General features: G+C 76.0%; 19 protein-coding genes and 1 tRNA gene. 13 read left to right on the top strand and 7 right to left on the bottom strand.

Features of this window, described 5'->3' with window-relative positions; all coding sequences use genetic code 11:
* Nucleotides 1-19: 19 nt before the first annotated feature.
* From H596_RS0110670 to H596_RS0110645, 6 genes are all read left to right on the top strand, one after another.
* Nucleotides 20-4024: a chromosome segregation SMC family protein gene (locus H596_RS0110670; RefSeq protein ID WP_051212790.1), complete on the top strand. Its 4005-nt coding sequence runs from the start codon at nucleotides 20-22 to the stop codon at nucleotides 4022-4024.
* 94 nt (nucleotides 4025-4118) lie between these two features.
* Entirely contained in the window at nucleotides 4119-4418 is a 300-nt protein-coding gene (locus H596_RS0110665; RefSeq protein WP_037300929.1) for an AtpZ/AtpI family protein, read from the top strand.
* Nucleotides 4419-4432: 14 nt separating this feature from the next.
* The gene (locus H596_RS0110660) at nucleotides 4433-5188 is read left to right on the top strand and encodes a F0F1 ATP synthase subunit A (RefSeq protein WP_027284882.1); all 756 of its coding nucleotides are present in this window, start codon (nucleotides 4433-4435) and stop codon (nucleotides 5186-5188) included.
* A gap of 48 nt (nucleotides 5189-5236) precedes the next feature.
* Nucleotides 5237-5461: an ATP synthase subunit C family protein gene (locus H596_RS0110655; RefSeq protein WP_027284881.1), complete on the top strand. Its 225-nt coding sequence runs from the start codon at nucleotides 5237-5239 to the stop codon at nucleotides 5459-5461.
* A gap of 83 nt (nucleotides 5462-5544) precedes the next feature.
* Nucleotides 5545-6042, top strand: coding sequence for a F0F1 ATP synthase subunit B family protein (locus H596_RS21080; protein ID WP_037300926.1), 498 nt, complete (start codon nucleotides 5545-5547; stop codon nucleotides 6040-6042).
* Nucleotides 6042-6530, top strand: coding sequence for a F0F1 ATP synthase subunit B family protein (locus H596_RS0110645; RefSeq protein ID WP_027284880.1), 489 nt, complete (start codon nucleotides 6042-6044; stop codon nucleotides 6528-6530). Before H596_RS21080 ends, H596_RS0110645 begins: the two co-directional genes overlap by 1 nt.
* Nucleotides 6531-6563: 33 nt before the next feature.
* Here the strand turns inward: H596_RS0110645 and ggt are convergent, their stop codons facing one another.
* Genes ggt through H596_RS0110630 form a run of 3 tightly spaced genes read right to left on the bottom strand, consistent with a single transcriptional unit; the run spans nucleotide 6564 to nucleotide 10888 of the window.
* Entirely contained in the window at nucleotides 6564-8255 is a 1692-nt protein-coding gene (ggt, locus tag H596_RS0110640; RefSeq protein WP_027284879.1) for a gamma-glutamyltransferase, read from the bottom strand.
* Between the two features lie 32 nt (nucleotides 8256-8287).
* Nucleotides 8288-9811: a YifB family Mg chelatase-like AAA ATPase gene (locus H596_RS0110635; protein ID WP_027284878.1), complete on the bottom strand. Its 1524-nt coding sequence runs from the start codon at nucleotides 9809-9811 to the stop codon at nucleotides 8288-8290.
* Nucleotides 9812-9853: 42 nt separating this feature from the next.
* Nucleotides 9854-10888: a serine hydrolase domain-containing protein gene (locus H596_RS0110630; RefSeq protein WP_051212811.1), complete on the bottom strand. Its 1035-nt coding sequence runs from the start codon at nucleotides 10886-10888 to the stop codon at nucleotides 9854-9856.
* A 127-nt stretch (nucleotides 10889-11015) separates the two neighbouring features.
* Here H596_RS0110630 and H596_RS0110625 point away from each other — a divergent pair, with 127 nt between their 5' ends.
* On the top strand, nucleotides 11016-11390 hold the full coding sequence (locus H596_RS0110625; protein ID WP_027284876.1) for a hypothetical protein: 375 nt from the start codon (nucleotides 11016-11018) through the stop codon (nucleotides 11388-11390).
* 10 nt (nucleotides 11391-11400) lie between these two features.
* Here the strand turns inward: H596_RS0110625 and minE are convergent, their stop codons facing one another.
* From minE to minC, 3 genes are read right to left on the bottom strand one after another with little or no spacing between them, the layout of a single operon-like run.
* Nucleotides 11401-11679 carry a cell division topological specificity factor MinE gene (gene minE / locus H596_RS0110620; RefSeq protein WP_027284875.1) on the bottom strand — a complete coding sequence of 93 codons (279 nt, stop codon included), beginning with the start codon at nucleotides 11677-11679 and terminating at the stop codon, nucleotides 11401-11403.
* Entirely contained in the window at nucleotides 11676-12497 is an 822-nt protein-coding gene (minD, locus tag H596_RS0110615; protein WP_027284874.1) for a septum site-determining protein MinD, read from the bottom strand. The genes minE and minD overlap by 4 nt, the downstream gene beginning before the upstream one ends.
* A gap of 29 nt (nucleotides 12498-12526) precedes the next feature.
* Nucleotides 12527-13291 carry a septum site-determining protein MinC gene (minC, locus tag H596_RS21075; RefSeq protein WP_037300922.1) on the bottom strand — a complete coding sequence of 255 codons (765 nt, stop codon included), beginning with the start codon at nucleotides 13289-13291 and terminating at the stop codon, nucleotides 12527-12529.
* 165 nt (nucleotides 13292-13456) lie between these two features.
* On the opposite strand from minC, the gene H596_RS0110605 reads away from it, so the two are divergent.
* From H596_RS0110605 to atzF, 5 genes are all read left to right on the top strand, one after another.
* On the top strand, nucleotides 13457-13894 hold the full coding sequence (locus tag H596_RS0110605; RefSeq protein WP_027284873.1) for an acyl-CoA thioesterase: 438 nt from the start codon (nucleotides 13457-13459) through the stop codon (nucleotides 13892-13894).
* On the top strand, nucleotides 13891-15681 hold the full coding sequence (locus H596_RS0110600; RefSeq protein ID WP_027284872.1) for a heavy metal translocating P-type ATPase: 1791 nt from the start codon (nucleotides 13891-13893) through the stop codon (nucleotides 15679-15681). Before H596_RS0110605 ends, H596_RS0110600 begins: the two co-directional genes overlap by 4 nt.
* A 14-nt stretch (nucleotides 15682-15695) precedes the next feature.
* Complete coding sequence (locus tag H596_RS0110595) at nucleotides 15696-16655, top strand: D-2-hydroxyacid dehydrogenase family protein (protein WP_027284871.1); 960 nt, start codon at nucleotides 15696-15698, stop codon at nucleotides 16653-16655.
* Between the two features lie 69 nt (nucleotides 16656-16724).
* On the top strand, nucleotides 16725-17546 hold the full coding sequence (locus H596_RS0110590; RefSeq protein ID WP_027284870.1) for an alpha/beta hydrolase: 822 nt from the start codon (nucleotides 16725-16727) through the stop codon (nucleotides 17544-17546).
* Nucleotides 17543-19279, top strand: coding sequence for an allophanate hydrolase (gene atzF, locus H596_RS0110585; protein ID WP_037300919.1), 1737 nt, complete (start codon nucleotides 17543-17545; stop codon nucleotides 19277-19279). Before H596_RS0110590 ends, atzF begins: the two co-directional genes overlap by 4 nt.
* Before the next feature lie 22 nt (nucleotides 19280-19301).
* Here atzF and H596_RS0110580 read toward each other — a convergent pair.
* Nucleotides 19302-19376, bottom strand: a tRNA-Thr gene (locus tag H596_RS0110580).
* 127 nt (nucleotides 19377-19503) lie between these two features.
* On the opposite strand from H596_RS0110580, the gene H596_RS0110575 reads away from it, so the two are divergent.
* Nucleotides 19504-20415, top strand: a complete 912-nt coding sequence (locus tag H596_RS0110575; protein WP_027284868.1) for an EamA family transporter — start codon at nucleotides 19504-19506, stop codon at nucleotides 20413-20415.
* Nucleotides 20416-20417: the final 2 nt, after the last annotated feature.

The raw sequence follows: 20417 nt of genomic DNA, 5'->3' as shown, positions 1-20417 counted from the left end.
CGGGGATGACCGCAGCCCGATGAGCGAGGACAGCGGCGCGGAGGCCGCCCCGCCCCCGCCGCGCCGCCTCACCGCCACGCTCACGGGGCTGCGCATCGCGGGCTTCAAGAGCTTCGCCGAGCCGGTGCAGCTTCCGGTGCTGCCGGGGCTGACGGGCATCGTCGGCCCCAATGGCTGCGGCAAGTCCAACGTCGTCGAGGCGCTGCGCTGGGCGATGGGCGAAAGCTCCGCCCGCAGCCTGCGCGGCGGCGAGATGGACGACGTGATCTTCGCCGGCACCGCCACCCGCCCCGCGCGCAATCTCGCGGAAGTGGCGCTGAGCCTGGAGGACGCGGAGGGCGTGGCCCCCCCGCCCATGGACCGCGCCTCCGAACTCGAGGTGATCCGCCGCATCGAGCGCGGCGCGGGCAGCTCCTACCGCATCAACGGGCGCGAGGTGCGCGCGCGCGACGTGGCGACCATGTTCGCCGACCTCGCGAGCGGCCCGCGCGCCTCGGGCATGGTCAGCCAGGGGCGGGTGGCCATGCTGATCGGCGCGCGGCCCGAGGAGCGGCGCTCGGTGCTGGAGGAGGCGGCCGGCATCGCCGGGCTGCGCGCCCGCCGCCACGAGGCCGAGCTCAAGCTGCGCCAGGCCGAGCAGAACCTGGCGCGCAGCGAGGATGTGCTGGCCGGCCTCGCCGCCCAGGAGGAATCGCTGAAGCGCCAGGCCCGCCAGGCGGCGCGCTACCGCAACCTCTCGGGGCTGGTGCGCGAGGCGGAAGGGGAGTGGTTCGCCCTCCTCGCCGCCCGCGCCGAGGCGGCCATCGAGGAGGCGCGCCGCGCCCTCGCCGCGCGCGAGGCCGCGCTGGCCGAGGCGAGCGCCGCCGCCGAGGCCGCCACGCGCGCCGCCGAGGCCGCCCAGGCCGCGCTCGAGACCCCCCGGGCCGAGGAGGGGGTGGCGCGCACCCTGCTCGAGCGCCGCCGCGTGGAGGCGGAGAACCTCGCCGCCGAATCGGCCCGCGCCGCCGAGGCGCTGCGCGAGGCCGAGGCCCGCCTCGCCCAGCTCCGCACCGACCTCGCCGACGCCGAGCGGCTGGAGGAGGATGCGCGCGCCGCCGAGGCGCGGGCCGGGCGCGAGGCCGCCGGGCTGGCCGGGGCCGAGGCGCGGCTGCCCGAGCGGATCGCCGCGGCCGAGCAGGCCGCCGCGGGGCTCGCCACCGAGATCGCCGCCGTCGAGGGGCGGATGGAGGAGGCGACGCGCGCCGCCGCCGAACTCGCCGCCCGGGCCAACCAGATCGCCTCCGAACTCGCCTTCGCCGATCAGCGCGTCCGCCGCCTCTCGGCCCAGCGCGAGGAGCTGCGGGCGCAGCGCGCCGCTGCCGAGGCGCAGGCCGTGCCCCCGGAGGCGCGCGCCGCCGCCGGGGCGGCCCTCGCCGCCGCCGAGGCCGCGCTGGCCGAGGCGCGCGCGGCGCTGGAGGCCGCCGAGCGGGCCCGCCGCGCCGCCGCCGAGCGCGCGGGGGAGCTGGAGCGCGCCGCCCGCGCCGCCGGGCTGGAACGCGCCGCCGCCTCCCGCGCCCTCGCCGCCGCCGAGGCCCGGCGGCGCGACGCCCGCGCCCGCGCCGAGACGGCCGGGCGCGCGCTCGCCGGGCTGCCCGCCCCCGCGCCCGAGGCCGCCGCGGCCGCCCGCGCCGAGGCCGAGGCCGCCGAGGCGCGCCGCCGCGAAGCCGAGGCGGGGCTGGCCCGCGCCGAGGCCGCCCGCGCCGAGGCCGCCGCCCGCGCCGCCGCGGCCGCCCGCGCCGAGGCCGCCGCCCTGGCCCTCGAATCCCGCCTCAAGGCCGAGCTGCAGGGGCTCTCCGCCGCATCCGGGGATGCGGCGGAGGCCGAGCCCATCGCCCGCACCCTGCGCGTGCCCGAGGGGCTGGAGGCGGCGCTGGGCGCGGCGCTGGGCGAGGGGCTGGAGGGCGCGCGCGGCCAGGGCCGGCGCTTCTGGCGCGCCCTGCCGCCGCTCGCCGGGGCGCCGCCGCTGCCCGCCGGCGCGCAGCCCCTCGCCGGGCTGGTCGAGGCGCCGCCCGAACTCTCCCGCGCCCTCTCGCAGATCGGCCTGGTCGAGGACGGCGCGCCGCTGCAGGCGGCGCTCGGGCCCGGCCAGGCGCTGGTCTCGCGCGCCGGGGCGCTGTGGCGCTGGGATGGCTATGTGCTGGCCGCCGGGGCGGCGGAGGCCGGGGCGGCGCGGCTGCAGGCCCTGGCGCGGCTGCGCCAGGCCGAGGCGCGGCTGGCCGAGGCCGCCCCCGCCGCCCGGGCCGCCGAAGCCGGGCGCGCCGCCGCCCAGCAGGCCGAGCGCGAGGCCGCCGCCGAGGAGGAGGCCGCCCGCCGCGCCCGCAACGCCGCCGAAGCCGCGGCGCGCGAGGCCGCCGCCCGCGCCGCGCGCCTGCTCTCCGAGCAGGAGATGGCGGAAGCGCGCCGCGCCGAGCTCGCCGCGCGCAGCGCCCGCGCGGCGGAGGAGGCGCGCGAGGCCGAGGCCGCCTGGGCCGCTGCGAACCAGGCGCTCGCCGCCCTGCCCGCCGCGCCCGATCCCGCGCCGGCGCTGGCCGAGGCCGAGGCCGCCGCGGCGGGCGAGCGCGCCGCCCGCGCCGCCCTCGCCCGCGCCGAGACCGTGCTGGCCGCGCGCCGGGCCGAGGCGCAGCGCCTGGCCGAGCGCGAGGCCGGGGCGGCGGCGCGGCTCGCCGCCCTCGCCCCGCAGGAGGAGCGGCTGGCCGCGGAAATGGCCGAGGCCGAACAGGCGCTGGCCGCCGCCCGCGCCGCCCGCGCCGCCCTGCCCGAGCTGGCCGCCGCGCGGGCGGAGGTGGAGCAGGCGCGCCTCGCCCTTGCCGCGCTGCGCGGGCGGGAGGCGGAAGCCCGCGCCGAGGCCGCCGCGCTGCGCGCCGAGGGCGAGGGGCTCGCCGCCCGGCGCGCCGCCGCCCTGGCCGAGCGTGCGGCCTGGGCGCAGCGGCTCGTCGAGGCCGGGCGACGGCTCGAGGCGCTGCACGCGCGCGTGCAGGAGGAGGCGCGGCGGCGCGAGGAGCTGGCCCGACGCCCGGCCGAGGCCGAGCGGCTGAACGCGCAGGCGCAGTCCCGCCTCGCCGCCGCCGAGGCGGCCCATGCCGCGGCCGCGGCGGCGCTCTCGGAGGCCATGGCGCGCGCGCGGGCCGCGGAGGAGGAACGCCGGGCCGCCGAATCGGCCCAGGCCCTGGCGCGGGAGGCGGCGCTGCGCGCCGAGGCGGCCGCCGCCTCCGCCCGGCAGGCCGGCGCGGCCCTGGCCGAGCGCATCCTGGAGCGTTTCGGCGAGGACGCCTCCCTGCCCGAGCCGCCGGCCGACCTCTCCGACGCCGCCGAGGAGCGCGCCCGGCGCAAGGCCGAACGCCTCGCGCGCGAGCGGGAGGAGATGGGCCCCGTGAACCTGCGCGCCGAGCAGGAGCTGGCGGAGCTGCAGGGGCGCATCGCCACCCTCTCGGCCGAGCGCGAGGAGATCGGCGCGGCCATCGCCAAGCTGCGCGGCTCCATCGGCCATCTCAACCGCGAGGCGCGGGAGCGGCTGCGCGCCACCTTCGACCGGGTGGACCGCGAGTTCCGCGCCCTGTTCGCGCGGCTGTTCGGCGGCGGGCGGGCGCATCTGGCGCTGGTGGGCAGCGAGGACCCGCTGGAGGCGGGGCTCGAGATCTACGCCGAGCCGCCGGGCAAGAAGCTCGCGGCGCTCTCCCTGCTCTCGGGGGGGGAGCAGGCGCTGACCGCGCTCTCGCTCATCTTCGCCGTGTTCCGCTGCCACCCCGCCCCGGTCTGCGTGCTGGACGAGGTGGACGCGCCGCTGGACGACGCGAATGTGGAGCGGCTGTGCGACCTGCTGGACGCCATGGCGGAGGGCGGCACGCGCTTCCTGATCGTGACGCACCATGCGCTGACCATGGCGCGGATGCACCGCCTCTTCGGCGTGACGATGCAGGAGCGCGGCGTCTCGCGCGTGCTCAGCGTGGATCTGGGCGAGGCGGTGGCGATGGCGGAGGGTGCGTAGCGGCGCGGAAGGCGGGTTCTGGCGCATTGACAGGCTTGCTGCGCCGCCATAGAGGCTGCCTCGCCTTCCAAGGGTGCAGCTCGCGGAGGGAGCCATGGTGGACGAACGGGACGCCTTCTCGAAGCGCCTCGCCGATGCCCGCGCCAAGCGGGGGCTCGACAGGCCGGCGGGCGGGAGAGGGGAGCTTCCTTCGGGCGCCTGGGGGATCGGCTTCCGGGCCGGGGTGGAGGTGGTGTCCGCGCTGATCGTCGGCGTGGGGCTTGGCCTTCTTCTCGATCGCTGGCTCGGCACCTGGCCCTGGCTCTTTCTCGTGTTCTTCGTCCTGGGGGCCGCCGCGGGGGTGCTGAACGTGTATCGGCTGTTCAATCCCCGTTTCGGCGCGCGCAAGGGCTGAACGCGGGGGTTCCGGTGGCGGCAGAGGGCAAGGCGATCGACGCGCTCGGGCAGTTCGAGCTGTCCACCGTGCTGGGGCCGATCGGCGCTGCGGTGGGCTTCACCCAGTCCAACCTGCACATGGTGATCGCGGCCGGGCTGATCGTGGCGCTGATGGTCTATGGCATGCGCCCCGCCGCGATGGTGCCGGGCCGGCTGCAGAGCCTCGCGGAAGCCGCCTACGGCTTCATCGACGACATGGTGGTGGCGCAGGTGGGCGAGGAAGGCCGGCGCTTCTTCCCCTTCGTCTTCACGCTGTTCATGTTCATCCTGTTCGGGAACATGCTGGGGCTGTTCCCCTACGCCTTCACCTATACGAGCCACATCAGCCTGACCTTCACGCTGGCGCTGATGGTCTTCGTGCTGATCACGGCCGTCTCCATCGCGCTGCACGGCAGGAAGTTCCTCGGCTACTTCTTCCCCGAGGGCGCGCCGGTCTGGCTCGCGCCGATCATCATTCCGGTGGAGATCGTCTCCTACCTGTCCCGGCCGATCAGCCTCTCCATCCGTCTCTTCGCCAACATGGTCGCGGGCCACGTCATGCTGAAGGTGTTCGCCACCTTCGTGGTGATGCTGGCGGGGCTTGGCGCCATCGGGCCCTTCGTCTCGATCATGCCGCTCGCGATCAACGTGGCGCTGGTCGGCTTCGAGGTGCTGGTCGCGTTCCTGCAGGCCTATGTGTTCGCGATCCTCACCTGCATCTACCTCCACGACGCGGTGCACCTGCACTGACGCCGCGCCGGAGAACCCCCTCCTCTCGCCAACGGAAGGACTAGGACCATGGAAGTTGCTGCCGCCAAGGCTCTCGGGGCCGGCATCGCCGTCATCGCGCTGTTCGGCGTGGGGCTCGGCATCGGGAACATCTTCTCCTCGCTGATCAACAGCGTGGCGCGCAACCCCGCCGCCCGCGACGCCGTGTTTCCCATCGGCATCCTGGGCTTCGCGCTGACCGAGGCGGTGGCGCTCTTCGCGCTGCTGATCGCCTTCCTCATCCTGTTCGCCTGATCCGGCGGGGCGGGCGGCGGGGCGGGTGAACCCGCCCGCGCGCCGCGCCCCGTTTCCGTGACCCCGGCCCGCGGGACCGCGCCATGCCCCAGCTCGACTTCTCCAACCCGCTGATGACGAGCAAGCTCGTCTGGCTCGTCATCATCTTCGGGGTGCTCTACTTCGTGCTGAAGAGCTACGCGCTGCCGCGCGTCGCCTCGGTGCTGGAAGAGCGGGCCGGCCGCATCAAGGCCGATCTCGACGCGGCGCGCGACGCCCAGGCGGCCGGCGAGGCCGCGCTGGCCGAGCTGCGCGCCGCCACGGCGGCCGCGAAGGCCGAGGCGCAGGCCGCCATCGCCACCGCGATGCAGGAGGCGCAGAAGAAGGCCGCCGCCGAGGCGGAGGCCATCAACGCCCGCCTCACCGCCCAGGTGGCCGAGGCCGAGGCCCGCGTGGCCGCGGCGCGCGACGCCGCCATGGGGGCGCTGCGCTCGGTGGCGGGCGAGACGGCCATGGCCATGCTGGGCCGGCTCGGCGTCTCCGCCCCCGCCAATGACGTGACCGCCGCGGTGGACCGCGCCGCCACGCAGGGAGGCCGCTGATGTTCGCCGATCCGAAGTTCTGGGTCGCCGCCAGCTTCGTCATCTTCGTCCTGCTCTTCGGCAAGCTGGGCTGGACGAAGATCACCGAGATGCTGGACGCGCGCGCCGCGCGCATCCGCGACGAGATCGAGGAAGCCGCGCGGCTGCGCGCCGAGGCGGAGGCCATGCTCCGCCAGGCGGAGGCCGAGCGCGCCGCCGCGCTCGCCGAGGCCGCGCAGATGATCGAGCGCGCCAAGGCCGAGGCCGAGCGCCTGGCCGCCGCCGCGGCCGCCGAGGCGGAGGCCGCCGCCAAGCGCCGCGAGCGCATGGCGATGGACCGCATCGCCGCCGCCGAGGCCAGCGCCATCACCGAGGTCCGCCACGCCGCCGCCGAGATCGCCACCGCCGCGGTGCGCGAGATCGTGGCCGCCCGGCACGACGCGAAGGCGGATGGCGCGATGGTGGACCAGGCCATCGCCAGCCTGCCGACGGCCTTCCGCGCCGCGTGATCCGGGCCCCGGGCGGCGTGACGGCCGCTCGGCTCAATCCCCCGCCACCGCCCCTTCGCGTCTCGGGTCCGCCCCGCCCAGAATCCGCGCCAGCCCGCCCTCCCGCCGCAGCCGGATCAGGTTGAGGCCGGAGTTCATCTCCCGCACCTCCACGGGCAGGCCGCGCGCGATGAGCGAGGGGGCGAGGGCGGCGGCGGCGGTGCCCTCCTCCAACTCCACCACCCCATGCAGCGCCCCCATATGCGGCTGGGCCGCGGCGGGCTGCGGATCCATGTTCCAGTCCAGCATCGCCACCATGGCGCGCGCCACATAGCCGATGATGCGCGCCCCGCCCGGCGAGCCGGCGATCACCTCCAGCTCCCCGTCCCGGAAGGCCATCATGGGCGACATGGAGGAACGCGGCCGCTTGCCCCCCTCCACCCGGTTCGCCACGGGCCGGCCCTCGCTCTCGGGGGCGAAGGCGAAATCGGTGAGCTGGTTGTTCAGGAAGAAGCCCCGCACCATGAGGCGCGCGCCGAAGGGGCCCTCGATGGTGCTGGTCATGCTCACCGCCCCGCCCTCCGCATCCAGGATGGAGAGGTGGCTGGTGCCGCCCTCGGGCTGGGCGGGCTGGGCCGGGGGCGCTGGGCCGAATCGGCGGGGGTTGCCGGGGCGCGGCTGCGCCAGGGCGCGATCGAGGCTCAGAAGCTGGGCGCGGCCGGTGAGATAGGCGGGATCGAGCAGCCCCGCGACCGGGACGGGGACGAAGCCCGGATCGGCGAGATAGGCGTTGCGGTCGGCGAAGGCCAGACGCCCCGCCTCGCCCAGCGCCATCGCCGCATCCGCCCCGCCTGGGGGCAGCGCCGGCATCTCGACATGGCCGAGCAGCCCGAGGATCTGCAGCACGGCCGCCGCCCCCGAGGGCGGGGGCGGGCCGCAGACGACATGGGCCCGGTAGGGCAGGCACAGCGCCTCCCGCCGCTGCGGGGCATAGCCCGCGAGGTCATCGGCCGTCAGCACCCCGGGATTGGCGTGGCTGCGCACGGCGCGGACGATCTCGGCCGCGATGGGGCCGCGGTGCAGCGCGTCCGCCCCCTGCTCGGCCACGGCGCGCAGCGTGGCCGCCAGGGCGGGGTTGGCGAGGCGCGCGCCCTCGGCGAGCGGCGCGCCCTCGGCCGTGAAGAAGAGAGCGCGCGCCGCCGGATCGGCGCGCAGCGCCTCGGCATGGGCGGCGATGGCGCGGGCGAGCCGGGGGCTGACCGGGAACCCCTCCTCGGCGAGCCGGATGGCGGGGGCGAAGAGATCGGCCCAGGGCAGGCGGCCATGGGCGCGGTGCGCCTCCTCCAGCATGCGCAGCACGCCGGGAACCCCCACCGCGCGGCCGCCCAGCGCCGCCGCCTCGAAGGCCATGGGCGCGCCGTTCTGGAGGAAGAGGTCGGGCCGGGCGGCGGCGGGGGCGGCCTCGCGCCCGTCCCAGGCGGTGAGGCGGCGCTCCCCGCCCGACCAGTGCAGCAGGAAGGCACCGCCGCCGATGCCGGAGGATTGCGGCTCCACCAGGCTCAGCACCGCCTGCACCGCCACGGCCGCGTCCAGCGCCGTGCCGCCGGCGCGCAGCATCGCCAGCCCCGCCTCGGCGGCCAGCGGATGGCCGGCCACCACCATCTGCCGCTGCGCGGTCAGGGGCTGGGCGGGCGCCGCGAGGGGGAGGAGCAGGAAAAGGAGAAGGGCGAACGGGCGTCGGCGCATCGGGCGAGACTGCCCCGCCGCGCGGCGGGCTGTCACGCGGCGCGGCGCAGGCCCCGGCGGCCGCGATAGGCGAGGGCCTCGGCCACATGGGCGCGCGCCACCGTCTCGCTGCCCGCGAGATCGGCGATGCTGCGCGCCACCCGCAGGGTGCGCGTATGGCCGCGCGCGGAGAGGCCGAGCCGCTCCGCCGCCTGTTCGAGCAGGGCGCGGGCGGCCGGTTCCAGCGCCAGGGTGGCTTCCAGCACCGCGCCCTCGGCCGCGGCGTTGCAGCGCGGCCCCTCCGGCCCGTAGCGCGCGCGCTGGCGCTCCCGCGCCGCGCGCACCCGGGCGGCGACGGCGGCGGTGCTCTCGCCCGCGGGGGCGCGGGAGAGCTCGGCGGGCGGGACGGGCTGCACCTCGATGGTGAGGTCCATCCGGTCGAGCAGCGGGCCGCTCAGCCGGTCGAGATATTCCTCGCCGCAGCGCGGCGCGCGCGAGCATTCGCGCGCGGGGTCGCCCAGGAAGCCGCAGCGGCAGGGATTCATCGCCGCGACGCACTGGAACCGGGCGGGGTAGGTGACATGGGCGTTGGCGCGCGCGATCACGGCGCGCCCGCTCTCCATGGGCTGGCGCAGCGCCTCCAGCGCGGGGCGCGGGAACTCGGGCCATTCGTCGAGGAACAGCACGCCGTGATGCGCGAGGCTGATCTCGCCCGGCCGGCCGCGAGGGCCGCCGCCGATCAGCGCCGCCTGGCTCGCGGAATGGTGCGGCTCGCGGAAGGGCGGGCGGGTCAGCAGCCGGCCTTCGCGCAGCAGCCCGGCCACCGAGTGGATGAGGGAGAGCTCCAGCGCCTCGGCCGGCGTCAGGTCGGGCAGCAGCCCGGGCAGCCGCGCGGCGAGCATGGATTTCCCCGCCCCCGGCGGGCCCAGCATCAGCAGGTTGTGGCCGCCGGCGGCGGCGATCTCCAGCGCCCGTTTCGCGCTCTCCTGCCCCTTCACCTCGGAGAGGCAGGGGCCGCGCCAGGGCTCGGCCAGGAGGGGCGGGGGCTCGGGCGGGCGCAGCACCTGGCTGCCGCGGAAATGGTTGAGCAGGGCGGGGAGATCGGGCGGGGCCAGCACCTCGCCGCGCCCGGCCCAGGCGGCCTCGCCCCCCTGCGCGGCGGGGCAGATCAGCCCGAGCCCGCGCGCCGAGGCGCCGAGCGCCGCCGGCAGCACGCCCGCCACCGGCAGCAGCGCGCCGTCGAGCGAGAGCTCGCCGAGTGCGGCGTATTCCGCCAGCACCTCGCGCGGGATCACCTCCATGGCGGCGAGCAGGGCGAGGGCGATGGGCAGGTCGTAGTGGCTGCCCTCCTTGGCGAGATCGGCCGGCGCGAGGTTCACCAGGATGCGCTTCGCCGGCAGCGCGAGGCCGAGGCCCGTCAGCGCCGCGCGCACCCGCTCGCGCGATTCGGCCACCGCCTTGTCCGCCAGGCCCACCACCAGGAAGGCCGGCAGCCCGGGGGCGATCTGAACCTGCACCTCCACCGGCAGCGCCTCGATGCCGGCGAAGGCGAAGGTGGAGAGACGGGCGAGGGCCATGCGCGCGAAGGTGGCGCGCACCCGCGCCGGTTGCAAGTTGCGCTAACGCAACGCCTCGCGCACCCGCGCCATGTAGCCGTCGAGATGCGCGGGATCGAGCCAGCGCGTGACGCTGACGATCCCCTCGGCGGGCTCGATCCAGGTGGTGTTGCCGCCCGCGCCGGAGAAGCAGACGGCGCCCTCGCTCGCGCTCGGCCACTTGGTCCGGCCCGTGTTGAGCCAGAACAGGAAGCCGTAATGCGGGTTGAGCGGGCAGGGGGTGCGGCAGAGCCGCAGCCATTCGGCCGAGAGCAGAGGCCGCCCTTCCCAGACGCCATCGGCCGCCACCAAAAGCCCGATGCGCGCCTGGTCCTCGGCCGAGATGAAGACGCCCCCGCCCCAATGCCCGCCGCCCGAGACGCTCTCGATCACCCGGCCATCCACCTCCACGCCGGAGGTCGCATAGCCGTGCCAGCGCCAGTCGGCCGAGCAGCCGATGGGGTCGGCGATGCGTTCGCGGAAGACCTCGGGCAGCGGGCGGCGGAAGAGCAGCAGCAGGGCGAGCGCCAGCGCGTTCACCCGCACATCGTTGTATTCCCAGTGGCCGCCCGGCTCGGCCAGCGGCCGGGCGCTGCGCTTCGCGCCCTGGCCCTCCACGCCCAGGTTGCGGCCGCGGTCGATCAGGTCGCTCTTGCCGAAGAGCGTGCCCTCCCACTCGGAGGTGTTGGTCAGCAGATGCCGCCAGGTGACGCGGCCGTTGCGCGGGCCCGTGAAGGCCTCATGCGCCACCGAGGCCGAGACGGGCGCGTCGAGATCGGCCAGCAGCCCCTCCTGCCAGGCGAGGCCCGCGATCAGCGCGAGGTAGCTCTTCGCCACGCTGAAGGTCATGTCGGGGCGCTGCGTCTCGCCCCAGGCGGCGACGCGCCGGCCGCGATGGAAGATCACGCCCGCCGGCCCGCCGCGCGGGGCGGTGGGGCCGATCACCGCATTGTCGGGCGGGGGCTCGAAATAGCCGGCGTCGAGATGGGCGCGCAGGTCGCGCGGCCAGGGGGTTTCATGGGCGAGGGCGAAGGCCGCCGCCGCATCGAGGCTGCTCATGCGCCCTTGGTGCCATGGGCGGGCGGGGCGCGCATAGGCCCGCCCGATCCCGCCGATGGGCAGCATGCCCTGGCCTGCGCCCACCTGCCCGGCGCATCATGCGGCCAGGCACCCGGAGGAAGCCGCCATGCGCCCCATCATCCTCGCCGCCCTGTCCGCGGCCCTCGCCCTGCCGGCCGCCGCGCAGAACGGAAGCTGCGCCCAGGGCGGGCCGAATGGCGGGCCGCGCGCCAGCCTCACCGGCATCAGCATCAGCACGCAGATGGTCCCGCGCGGGCCGGAGGGGCGGGAGCTCGAGACCATCACCGGCATCTTCACCAACACCACCGGGGAAGCCCTGACGGTGCGGATCACGCTGGTCAGCCGCGCCTTTCAGACGAATCGCACGGTGCTGCCCGCCACGCTGCGCGCGGGCGTGAACGAGGTGGTGCTGGGCAATGCGCTGCGCGGGCAGATCACCCGCGCCAACATGTCGAGCGCGCTGCTGCTCGACTGCCTGTGAACAGGCGGCTTCAGGCCGCCGCGTTGCGGCGCGACTTGGCCGGAAGCTCCACGCCGATGGCCAGCGTGCTCATCCCCTCGCCGCGCTCCAGGTTCACCTGCACCTTGTTCGCGTCCACCTGCACATAGCGCGCGACGACGGCGAGCAGCTCCTGCTGCAGCCGCGGCAGGAAATCCTCGCCGTCGCGGCTCGCGCGCTCATGGGCGAGGATGATCTGCAGCCGGTCCTTGGCGAGGGCGGCGTTGCCCTTTTCCTCGCGCTTTCCCCGGAAGAAGCTGAGCCAGCTCATGCCGCCTTGCCTCCGAACAGCTTCTCGAAGAAGCCCTTCTTCTTCGGCGGCTCGAGGAAGCGGTGCGGGCGCTCCTCGCCGAGGAAGCGGGCCACCGCATCCGCATAGGCCTGGCCGGCCGGGCTCTCCGCGTCCAGGATCACCGGGTTGCCGGCGTTGGAGGCCTTGAGCACCGTCTCGCTCTCCGGGATCACGCCGAGCAGCGGGATGGCGAGGATTTCGAGCACGTCCTCGAGCTTCAGCATCTCCTCGCGCGCCACGCGCACGGGGTCGTAGCGCGTCAGCAGCAGGTGCTGCTTCACCGGCTCCTTCTTCTCCTCCGCGCGCTTCGACTTGGACTGCAGCACGCCGAGGATGCGGTCGGAATCCCGCACGGAGCTGACCTCGGGGTTGGTCACCACGATGGCCTGGTCGGCGAAGTAGAGGGCGAGCAGCGCGCCCTTCTCGATGCCCGCGGGGCTGTCGCAGAGGATGTAGTCGTACTCCTTCGACAGCTCCTCGATGATGGCCTGCACGCCCTCCTTCGTCAGCGCGTCCTTGTCGCGCGTCTGCGAGGCGGGGAGGATGGAGAGGCCCTCCACGCGCTTGTCCTTGATCAGCGCCTGGTTGAGCTTCGCCTCGCCCTGGATGACGTTCACGATGTCGAACACCACCCGGCGCTCGACGCCCATGATCAGGTCGAGGTTGCGCAGCCCCACGTCGAAGTCGATCACGCAGGTCTTCTTGCCCCGCTGCGCGAGGCCGGTGGCGAAGGCGGCGGAGCTGGTGGTCTTGCCCACGCCCCCCTTGCCGGATGTGACGACGATCACCTGCGCCATGAAGCCTGTCCCTCCGGGTTGCGTGCGGTTCAGCCGAGCGCGCTGAACCGGAGCTGCTCGCCATCGAGGCGCACCATGACGGCGCGCCCGATGGGGGTGTTCGAGAGCCCGTCGCGCACCGCGTAGAAGCCGGCGATGGCGACGAGCTCGGGGTCGAAGTTCTGCGCGAAGATGCGCGCGCCCGCGTCCTCGGCCGCGCCGGCCACGGCCCGGCCGCGCAGCGCGCCATGGATGTGGATGTGCCCGTCCGCGATCACCTCCGCGCCCGGGTTCACATGGCCCACCACGATCAGGTCGGCCCCCTGGGCATAGACGCGCTGGCCGGCGCGGATGTTCTGCTCGACGAGCATGGTCCGCGCGGCGGGAGCGGGCCTGGGCTCCTCGACCGGGGCGGGGGCGGGCGGGGGCGCCATGGCCACCGGCGCGGCGACGGGCGCGGGGGCCTCGATCTCCGTCTCCTTCTGGCCGGCGGGGCGCAGGGTGGGCAGGCCGGCGCCGGCCGCCGCGGCGCGCAGCCGCTGCGAGCCGCCGACCACCCCGATGGGCAGGATTTCGAGCCCGCGCAGCCCCTGCACCAGGGCGGGGAAATCCACCGCCTCCTCCAGCAGGTCGTCGAGGCCGATGGCGATGGGCGCGAAGCGCAGGAAGCCGGGCGCCTTGCGGAACTGGTCGCCGAGGGCGGGCAGCACCTCCTCCGGGCGGCCGCTCAGCAGGCGCAGCGTCAGCAGGCTGTAGTTGGACGCGCGCAGCCGGAAGGCTTCCTGGGGGGCGGCGGGCCGGGCGGCGACGGACATGGGCGGAGGGATCATCCCGGGCGTTGGAAACCCCTTCCATACAAGGCCGCAGGCCGCGAGCGAAGCCCCGTTTGCGCCGCGCGGGCGGTGGCGGCGGGCCGCGATCCGCGCCAGGATGCGGGCCATGACCGCCGCCCCGCCCCGCCGCACCGCCGGCGCCCGCGCATGAGGCCGCCGCCCGGCCTGCGCGCCGACTACCGCTGGTTCCACGCCCTGGGCACGCGCTGGATGGACAACGACATCTACGCGCACATGAACAACGTCATCCACTACAGCCTGTTCGACACGCTGGTGGCCCGCTTCCTGCTCGCCCACGGCGTGCTGGACCTCAAGGCGAGCCGCCATGTGGGCCTCGTGGTGGAGACGGGCTGCCGCTACCACGCGCCGCTCGCCTTCCCCGACGAGGTGACCGGCGGGCTGCGCGTGAGGCGCCTCGGCACCACCTCCATCACCTATGAGCTCGCCCTGTTCCGCAACGCGGAGGAGCGCGCCGCCGCCGAGGGGCATTTCACCCACGTCTATGTGGACCGCGCCGAGCAGTCGCGCACCGTGCCGCTGCCCGAGGCGCTGCGCCGCGCGGGCGAGGCGCATCTCGCGCCGTGAACCCGCTGGCCGACCGGCGGGCGCTGCTCGCCGCGCCGCTGCTCGGGCTGCTGGGTGGGGGGCTGCTCTGGCTCGCGGGGCGGGAGGCGGGGCCGGCCTTCGCCATGGGCGCGCTGCCCGTGCTCGCGGTGCTGCTGGCCGAGATGGCGCGCAGCCTGCGCGGCGGCGAGTTCGGGCTCGACCTCATCGCGGCGCTGGCCATGGGCTTCGGCCTCGTCATGGGCGAGTCGCTCGCGGCCAATGTCGTCGCGCTGATGTATGCGGGCGGGCAGTTCCTGGACGACCACGCCCGCCGCCGCGCCAGCGCGGAGATGACGGCGCTTCTCGCCCGCCAGCCGCGCAGCGCGCTGCGCGAGGGGCCGGCGGGGTGGGAGGAGACGCCCATCACCGCCCTGCGCCCCGGCGACCGGCTGCTCATCCCCAAGGGCGGGGTGCTGCCGGTGGATGGGGTGCTCGAATCGGAGATCGCGCTGCTCGACACCGCGGCGCTGACCGGCGAGCCCCTGCCGCTGCGCGCCGAGCGCGGCCAGGCGCTGCTCTCGGGCATGGGCAATGCGGGCGAGGCCTTCGTGCTGGCGGCCAGCACGGATGCGGAGGCGAGCACCTATGCCGGCATCCTGCGCCTCGTGCGCGCCGCGCAGGAAAGCCGCGCGCCCATGGCGCGGCTGGCGGATCGCTGGTCGCTCGCCTTCCTCGCCCTCACCCTCGTCCTGGCCGGCGGCGCCTGGGCGGCGAGCGGGGAGGCGACGCGCGCGCTGGCCGTGCTGGTGGTGGCCACACCCTGCCCGCTGATCCTCGCCGTGCCGGTGGCGCTGATGGCCGGGCTCTCGCGCGCCGCCGCGCTCGGGATGCTGGTGAAATCCGCCGCCGCGCTGGAGGCCATGGCGCGGGTGCGCGCGGTGGTGCTGGACAAGACCGGCACCCTCACCCGCGGCCAGGCGGAGCTGGTGGGCGTGGCCGGGGATGCGCGGGCCCTGCGCGACGCGGCGGCGCTCGACCAGGCCTCGGCGCACCCCATCGCGCGGGCGCTGGTGGCGGCGGCGCGCGCCCGCGGCCTCTCCCTGCCCATGCCCGAGGCGGTGCGCGAGACGCCGGGCGAGGGGCTGGAGGGGATGGTGGAGGGCCGGCGCGTGGTGGTGGGCGGGCCGCGCTTCGTGCTGGCCCGCGCCGAAGGCCCCGTGCCGGAGGCCGATCTGCACGCCGACCTCAGGAGCCTCGTCGCGGTGGAGGGGCGCATCGTCGCCGCGCTGCTCTTCGCCGACCCGCTGCGCGCCGAGGCGCCGGGGCTGGTGGCGCGGCTGCGCGCGGCGGGGGTGGGGCGGGTGGTGCTCGCCTCGGGCGATGGCGCGGCGGCCACGGCGCGCGTGGCGGCCGAGGTGGGGGCGGATGCGCAGCACGCGCGGCTCGACCCGGCCGGGAAGGTGGCCGTGGTGGCGGCCGAGCGCGCGCATGGCCCGGTGATGATGCTGGGCGACGGGCTGAACGACGCCCCGGCGCTGGCCGCGGCCGATGTCGGCGTCGCGGTGGGCGCGCGCGGGGCGGCGGCGGCCGAGGCGGCGGATGCGGTGCTGCTGGGCGAGGGCATCGGCCGGCTCGCCCCCGTGCTGGCCGCGGCGCGGCGGGCGCGCGCCATCGCGGTGCAGAGCGTGGCGGCGGGCATCGGCCTCTCCACGCTCGGGATGATCGCCGCCGCGCTCGGGCATCTCACGCCCGTGCAGGGCGCGCTGCTGCAGGAGGCCATTGACGTCGCGGTGATTCTGAACGCCCTTCGCGCGCTGAAATCCTGAAGGGGGAACCGACCATGCCGCGCCTCGCCCGCCTCGCCATCCTCGACGACTACCAGGGCGTGACGCTGCGCCTCGGGCCATGGGAGCGGCTGGCGCATCTCGACATCACCGTGTTCCGCGACACGCTGGCCGATCAGGACGCGCTGGCGGAGCGCCTCGCGCCCTTCGACGCCATCCTCGCCATGCGCGAGCGCACGCCCTTCCCGCGCGGGCTGATCGAGCGGCTGCCCGAACTCAGGCTCCTCATCACCACGGGCGAGCGCAACCGCGGCATCGACGCCGCCGCCTGCGCCGAGCGCGGCGTGGTGTTCTGCGGCACGCCGAGCTTCGGCGCGCCGACGGTGGACCTGACCTGGGGGCTGATCCTCGGCCTCGCCCGCCGCATCCCCGAGGAGCAGGCCAGCCTGCGCGCCGGCGCCTGGCAGCAGGGGCTGGGCGTGGGGCTGGAGGGGCGCACCCTCGGCCTGCTCGGCCTCGGCAAGCTCGGCCGCCGGGTGGCGAAGGTGGGCCAGGCCTTCGGCATGCAGGTGATCGCCTGGAGCCAGAACCTCACGGCCGAGGCGGCGGCGGCGGTGGGGGTGGAGCGCGTGGAGAAGCGCGAGCTCTTCGCCCGCGCCGATGTGCTCTCCATCCACCTCATCCTCTCCGAACGCTCGCGCGGGCTGGTGGGCGCGGCGGAGCTCGCGGCGATGAAGCCCACGGCCTTCCTGGTGAACACCTCGCGCGGGCCCATCGTGGACCAGGCGGCGCTGATCGCGGCGCTGCAGGAGGGGCGGCTCGCGGGGGCGGGGATCGACGTCTACGACATCGAGCCGCTGCCGCCGGGCCATCCGCTGCTCTCCGCCCCGCGCACCCTGCTCACGCCGCATCTGGGCTATGTGACGGAGGAGAACTACCGCGCCTATTTCGCCGGCGCGGTGGAGGCCATCGAGGCCTATGAGGCCGGCGCGCCGATTCGCGTCATCACGGGATGAGCGCCGGAGGGTGATGGACAGCGCCGCGCGGGCGTTGTTCGCTTCGCGCGAGGGCAGGAGGGTGCGGCGATGGATCTCGACTGGGCCAGGCTGACGCAGCGCGAGCGGGACGCTGCCTACAACAACATGAGCGCGGTGGCCGACGCCGAGGCGCTGATCGCCGCGCGCAACGCCGACTCCGAGGCCTTCCGCGCCGCCCATCCGGGCCATCTCGACCTCGCCTACGGCGCCTCCCCGCGCGAGGCCTGGGATCTCTACCCGGGGGGCGACCCCTCTGCGCCCACCCTCGTCTTCATCCATGGCGGCTACTGGCAGCGCAACCGTCGCGAGGATTTCGCCTGCATGGCCGAGGGCGCGCTGGCCATGGGCTGGAACGCGGCGCTCTGCGGCTATTCCCTCGCGCCCGAGGCGCGGCTGACGCGCATCGTCTGGCAGATCCACGCCGCGCTGGACTGGCTCTCGGCCCATGGCGCGGAGCACGGGCTGGGCGGCCCGGTGGTGCTGACGGGCTGGAGCGCGGGCGGGCATCTCGCGGCCCTGGGCGCCGAGCACCCGGTGGTGACGGCGGCCATCTGCATCTCCGGCATCTACGATCTCGGGCCGATCCGCGACACCTACCTCAACGCCGCGCTGAAGCTGACGGACGAGGAAATCCTGGAGCTTTCGCCCATGCGCCGGCCGGTGGTGCAGAAGCCCATCGGCATCGCCTATGGCGGGCGCGAGCTGCCGGAGCTCTGCCGCCAGTCGCGCGTGTTCCATGCGCTGCGGGCCGAGGCGCAGGCGCCCGGGCCGCTCTGGCCCGTGCCGGGGGCCGATCATTTCCGCGTGCTGGAGGCGCTGCGCCGGCCCGATGGCGCGCTGCTGCGGCTGGCCGCGGAACTGCTGCGTTGAGGCCGGGCATCGGCGCGCTCCGCGCGCGCCTCGCCGCCGGGGTGCCCCCGCGCGTCATCGCCGAGGAGGCGCTGGCGCGCATCGCCGCCTTCGACGACCCGGCGCTGTTCATCACGCTGCGCCCCGCCGCCGAGATCCTGGCCGAGGCGGAGCGCCTGCCCGAGGGGCCGCTGCGCGGCCTGCCCTTCGTGGTGAAGGACAACATCGACGCAGCGGGGCTGCCCACCACCGCCGCCTGCCCGGCCTTCGCGCGCCTCGCCGGGGAGGACGCGCCGGCCGTGGCGCGGCTGCGCGCGGCCGGGGCGCTGCTTCTGGGCAAGGTGAACCTCGACCAGTTCGCCACGGGGCTGAACGGCACGCGCAGCCCCTATGGCACGCCGCGCAACGCGGTGCGGGGCGACCTCATCCCCGGCGGCTCCTCCTCCGGCTCGGCGACCGCGGTGGCGGCGGGCATCGCGGCCTTCTCGCTCGGGACGGACACGGCGGGCTCGGGCCGGGTGCCGGCGGCGGCGCAGAACCTCGTGGGCCTCAAGCCGAGCCTCGGGCTGATCCCGACGCGCGGCGTGGTCCCGGCCTGCCGCTCGCTCGATTGCGTCTCGATCTTCGCGCACAGCGTGGCCGAGGCGGCGGAGGTGCTCGCCATCGCCGCCGGGGAGGACGAGGCGGACCCCTACAGCCGCGCGGCCCCCCCCTTCTGGCGGGCGCTGGAGGCCGCGCCGCCCGCGCTGCGCCTCGCCGCGCCGCGCGAGGAGCAGCTCCTCTTCGACACGCCCGAGGACGCGGCGCTGTTCGAGGCCGCCCTGGCGCGGGCCGAGGCGATGGGCGCGCGCATCGCCCGCGTGGACCTCGCCCCCTTCCTGGCGCTGGCGCGGCGGCTCTACGACGGCGCCTGGGTGGCCGAGCGCACATCGGCCCTGCGCGAATGGGTGACGCGGCGGGCGGAGGCGCTGCACCCCGTCACCCGCACCATCCTCGAGGGCGGGCTCACGCGGCTGACGGTGGACGCCTTCGACGACATGCACGCCGCGGCCGAGGCGCGGCGCCTGGCCCGCCGCCTCTTCGCCGGGGCCGATGCGCTGCTGCTGCCCACCTGCCCGGGCGTGCCGACGCTCGAGGCCATGCTGGCGGACCCGATCGGCGCCAATGCCCGGCTCGGAACCTACACGAATTTCGTGAATCTCTGCGACCTCTCGGCCCTGGCCATCCCGGCGGGATTCCGCGCCGATGGCGCGCCCGCGGGGGTGACGCTGGTCGGGCCCGCCTTCAGCGAGGGGCGGCTTGCGGGGATCGGCGCGGCCATGCACCACGCGGCCGGGCTCGGGCCGCCGCCGCCCGCCCCCGCGCCCCTGGCGGCGGACGAGATCGCGCTCTTCGCCATCGGCGCGCACATGTCGGGCCTGCCGCTCAATCCGCAGCTTCGCGGCCATGGCGGGCGGTTCCTGCGCGCGGCGCGCACCGCGCCCTGCTACCGGCTCTTCGACCTCGGCAACCGGCCCGGGATGCTGCGCGCGGCGGGCGGCGGGGCGGCCATCGCAGGCGAGCTCTGGGCGCTGCCGGCCGCCGCCATCGGCCCCTTCCTCGCGGAAATCCCGCCGCCGCTCGGCTTCGGGCGGGTGACGCTGGAGGAGGGGGAGAGCGTGCTCGGCTTCCTCGCCGAGGCGGAGGGCGTGGCCGGCGCGCCCGAGATCACCGCGCGCGGCGGCTGGCGCGCGCATCTCGCGGCGCGGGGCTGAGCGGGCTGGCCTTCGGGGCGGATGGTGCTGCCGGAGAGGATTGAACTCTCGACCTCTCCCTTACCAAGGGAGTGCTCTACCACTGAGCTACGGCAGCGCCCGCAGGGGCGTCTAGGCGCTGGGCGGGAAACTGGCAAGCCCGCAGCGGGGCGGGGCGGCCGCGCGCCGCGGGCGGGTGCGCGCCAGGCCGCGCCGGGGCAGAAGGGCGCGGCGCGAGGACATCCATGATCCCCCTCTGGGTCGCCGTCACCTGCACCGCAGCCCTGTTCCAGACCTGGCGGACGGCGCTGCAGCAGCGCCTGCGCGGGCAGCTCTCGCTGAACGGGGCGGCGGTGGTGCGCTACCTCTACGGGGTGCCCTTCGGGCTGCTGATCCTCGGCGGCTACTGGCTGGTCTTCGGCGGGTGGTTCGGCTGGCCCGGGGCGTGGTTCCTGCTGCTCTGCGCGATGGCGGGGCTCATGCAGATCTTCGGCACCAACCTGCTCATCTCCTCCTTCGGGCCGCGCGGCTTCGCGGTGGGCACGGCCTATTCCAAGACCGAGGCGGTGCAGGCCTCGCTGATCGCCGCCATCCTGCTGGGGGAGGTGCTGGGCGCGCTCTCCTGGGCGGGAATCGGGCTGAGCGTGGCGGGGGTGATGTCTCTCACCCTCGCCGGGCGGGGGCTGACGCGGCGCGAAATCCTGGAGGCCAGCCTGCAGCCGGCGGCGCTGCGCGGCATGGGCGCGGGCTTCTGCTTCGCGCTGACGGCCATCTGCATCCGCAGCGGCAACGCCGCGCTGGCGGGGCCCGACCCCGTCCTCAAGGCGCTCTTCGCCGTGGTGGTGACCAACGCGATGCAGACGGCCATGCAGGGGGGCTGGCTGCTCTGGCGCGAGCCCGGGCAGCTTCGCGCCGTCCTCACAAGCTGGCGCAGCTCGGCCCCGGTGGGGGCGCTCTCGGCCGCCGGTTCCTGCTGCTGGTTCGTGGGCTTCGCGCTGGCGCCGGTGGCGCTGGTGCGCGCGGTGGGGCAGGTGGAAATCCTGTTCACCCTGCTGTTCAGCCGCTTCTTCCTGGGCGAGACGCTGCGCGCCAAGGACGTGGCGGGGGCACTGCTGGTGGTGGGCGGGGTGGTGCTGGTGCTGCTGGGCAGCCTCTGACG

The sequence above is a fragment of the Rubritepida flocculans DSM 14296 genome (assembly GCF_000425365.1).
In the GTDB taxonomy this organism is placed as follows: Bacteria; Pseudomonadota; Alphaproteobacteria; order Acetobacterales; family Acetobacteraceae; genus Roseococcus; species Roseococcus flocculans.
This window is presented reverse-complemented; position numbering and strand designations above follow the sequence as displayed.

Coding starts and splice junctions, on each gene's coding strand:
- H596_RS0110670 (WP_051212790.1), top strand. CDS start 20: ATGAGCGAGGACAGCGGCGCGGAGGCCGCCCCGCCCCCGCCGCGCCGC.
- H596_RS0110665 (WP_037300929.1), top strand. CDS start 4,119: ATGGTGGACGAACGGGACGCCTTCTCGAAGCGCCTCGCCGATGCCCGC.
- H596_RS0110655 (WP_027284881.1), top strand. CDS start 5,237: ATGGAAGTTGCTGCCGCCAAGGCTCTCGGGGCCGGCATCGCCGTCATC.
- H596_RS21080 (WP_037300926.1), top strand. CDS start 5,545: ATGCCCCAGCTCGACTTCTCCAACCCGCTGATGACGAGCAAGCTCGTC.
- H596_RS0110645 (WP_027284880.1), top strand. CDS start 6,042: ATGTTCGCCGATCCGAAGTTCTGGGTCGCCGCCAGCTTCGTCATCTTC.
- ggt (WP_027284879.1), bottom strand. CDS start 8,255: ATGCGCCGACGCCCGTTCGCCCTTCTCCTTTTCCTGCTCCTCCCCCTC.
- H596_RS0110635 (WP_027284878.1), bottom strand. CDS start 9,811: ATGGCCCTCGCCCGTCTCTCCACCTTCGCCTTCGCCGGCATCGAGGCG.
- H596_RS0110630 (WP_051212811.1), bottom strand. CDS start 10,888: ATGAGCAGCCTCGATGCGGCGGCGGCCTTCGCCCTCGCCCATGAAACC.
- H596_RS0110625 (WP_027284876.1), top strand. CDS start 11,016: ATGCGCCCCATCATCCTCGCCGCCCTGTCCGCGGCCCTCGCCCTGCCG.
- minE (WP_027284875.1), bottom strand. CDS start 11,679: ATGAGCTGGCTCAGCTTCTTCCGGGGAAAGCGCGAGGAAAAGGGCAAC.
- minD (WP_027284874.1), bottom strand. CDS start 12,497: ATGGCGCAGGTGATCGTCGTCACATCCGGCAAGGGGGGCGTGGGCAAG.
- minC (WP_037300922.1), bottom strand. CDS start 13,291: ATGTCCGTCGCCGCCCGGCCCGCCGCCCCCCAGGAAGCCTTCCGGCTG.
- H596_RS0110605 (WP_027284873.1), top strand. CDS start 13,457: ATGAGGCCGCCGCCCGGCCTGCGCGCCGACTACCGCTGGTTCCACGCC.
- H596_RS0110595 (WP_027284871.1), top strand. CDS start 15,696: ATGCCGCGCCTCGCCCGCCTCGCCATCCTCGACGACTACCAGGGCGTG.
- H596_RS0110590 (WP_027284870.1), top strand. CDS start 16,725: ATGGATCTCGACTGGGCCAGGCTGACGCAGCGCGAGCGGGACGCTGCC.
- H596_RS0110575 (WP_027284868.1), top strand. CDS start 19,504: ATGATCCCCCTCTGGGTCGCCGTCACCTGCACCGCAGCCCTGTTCCAG.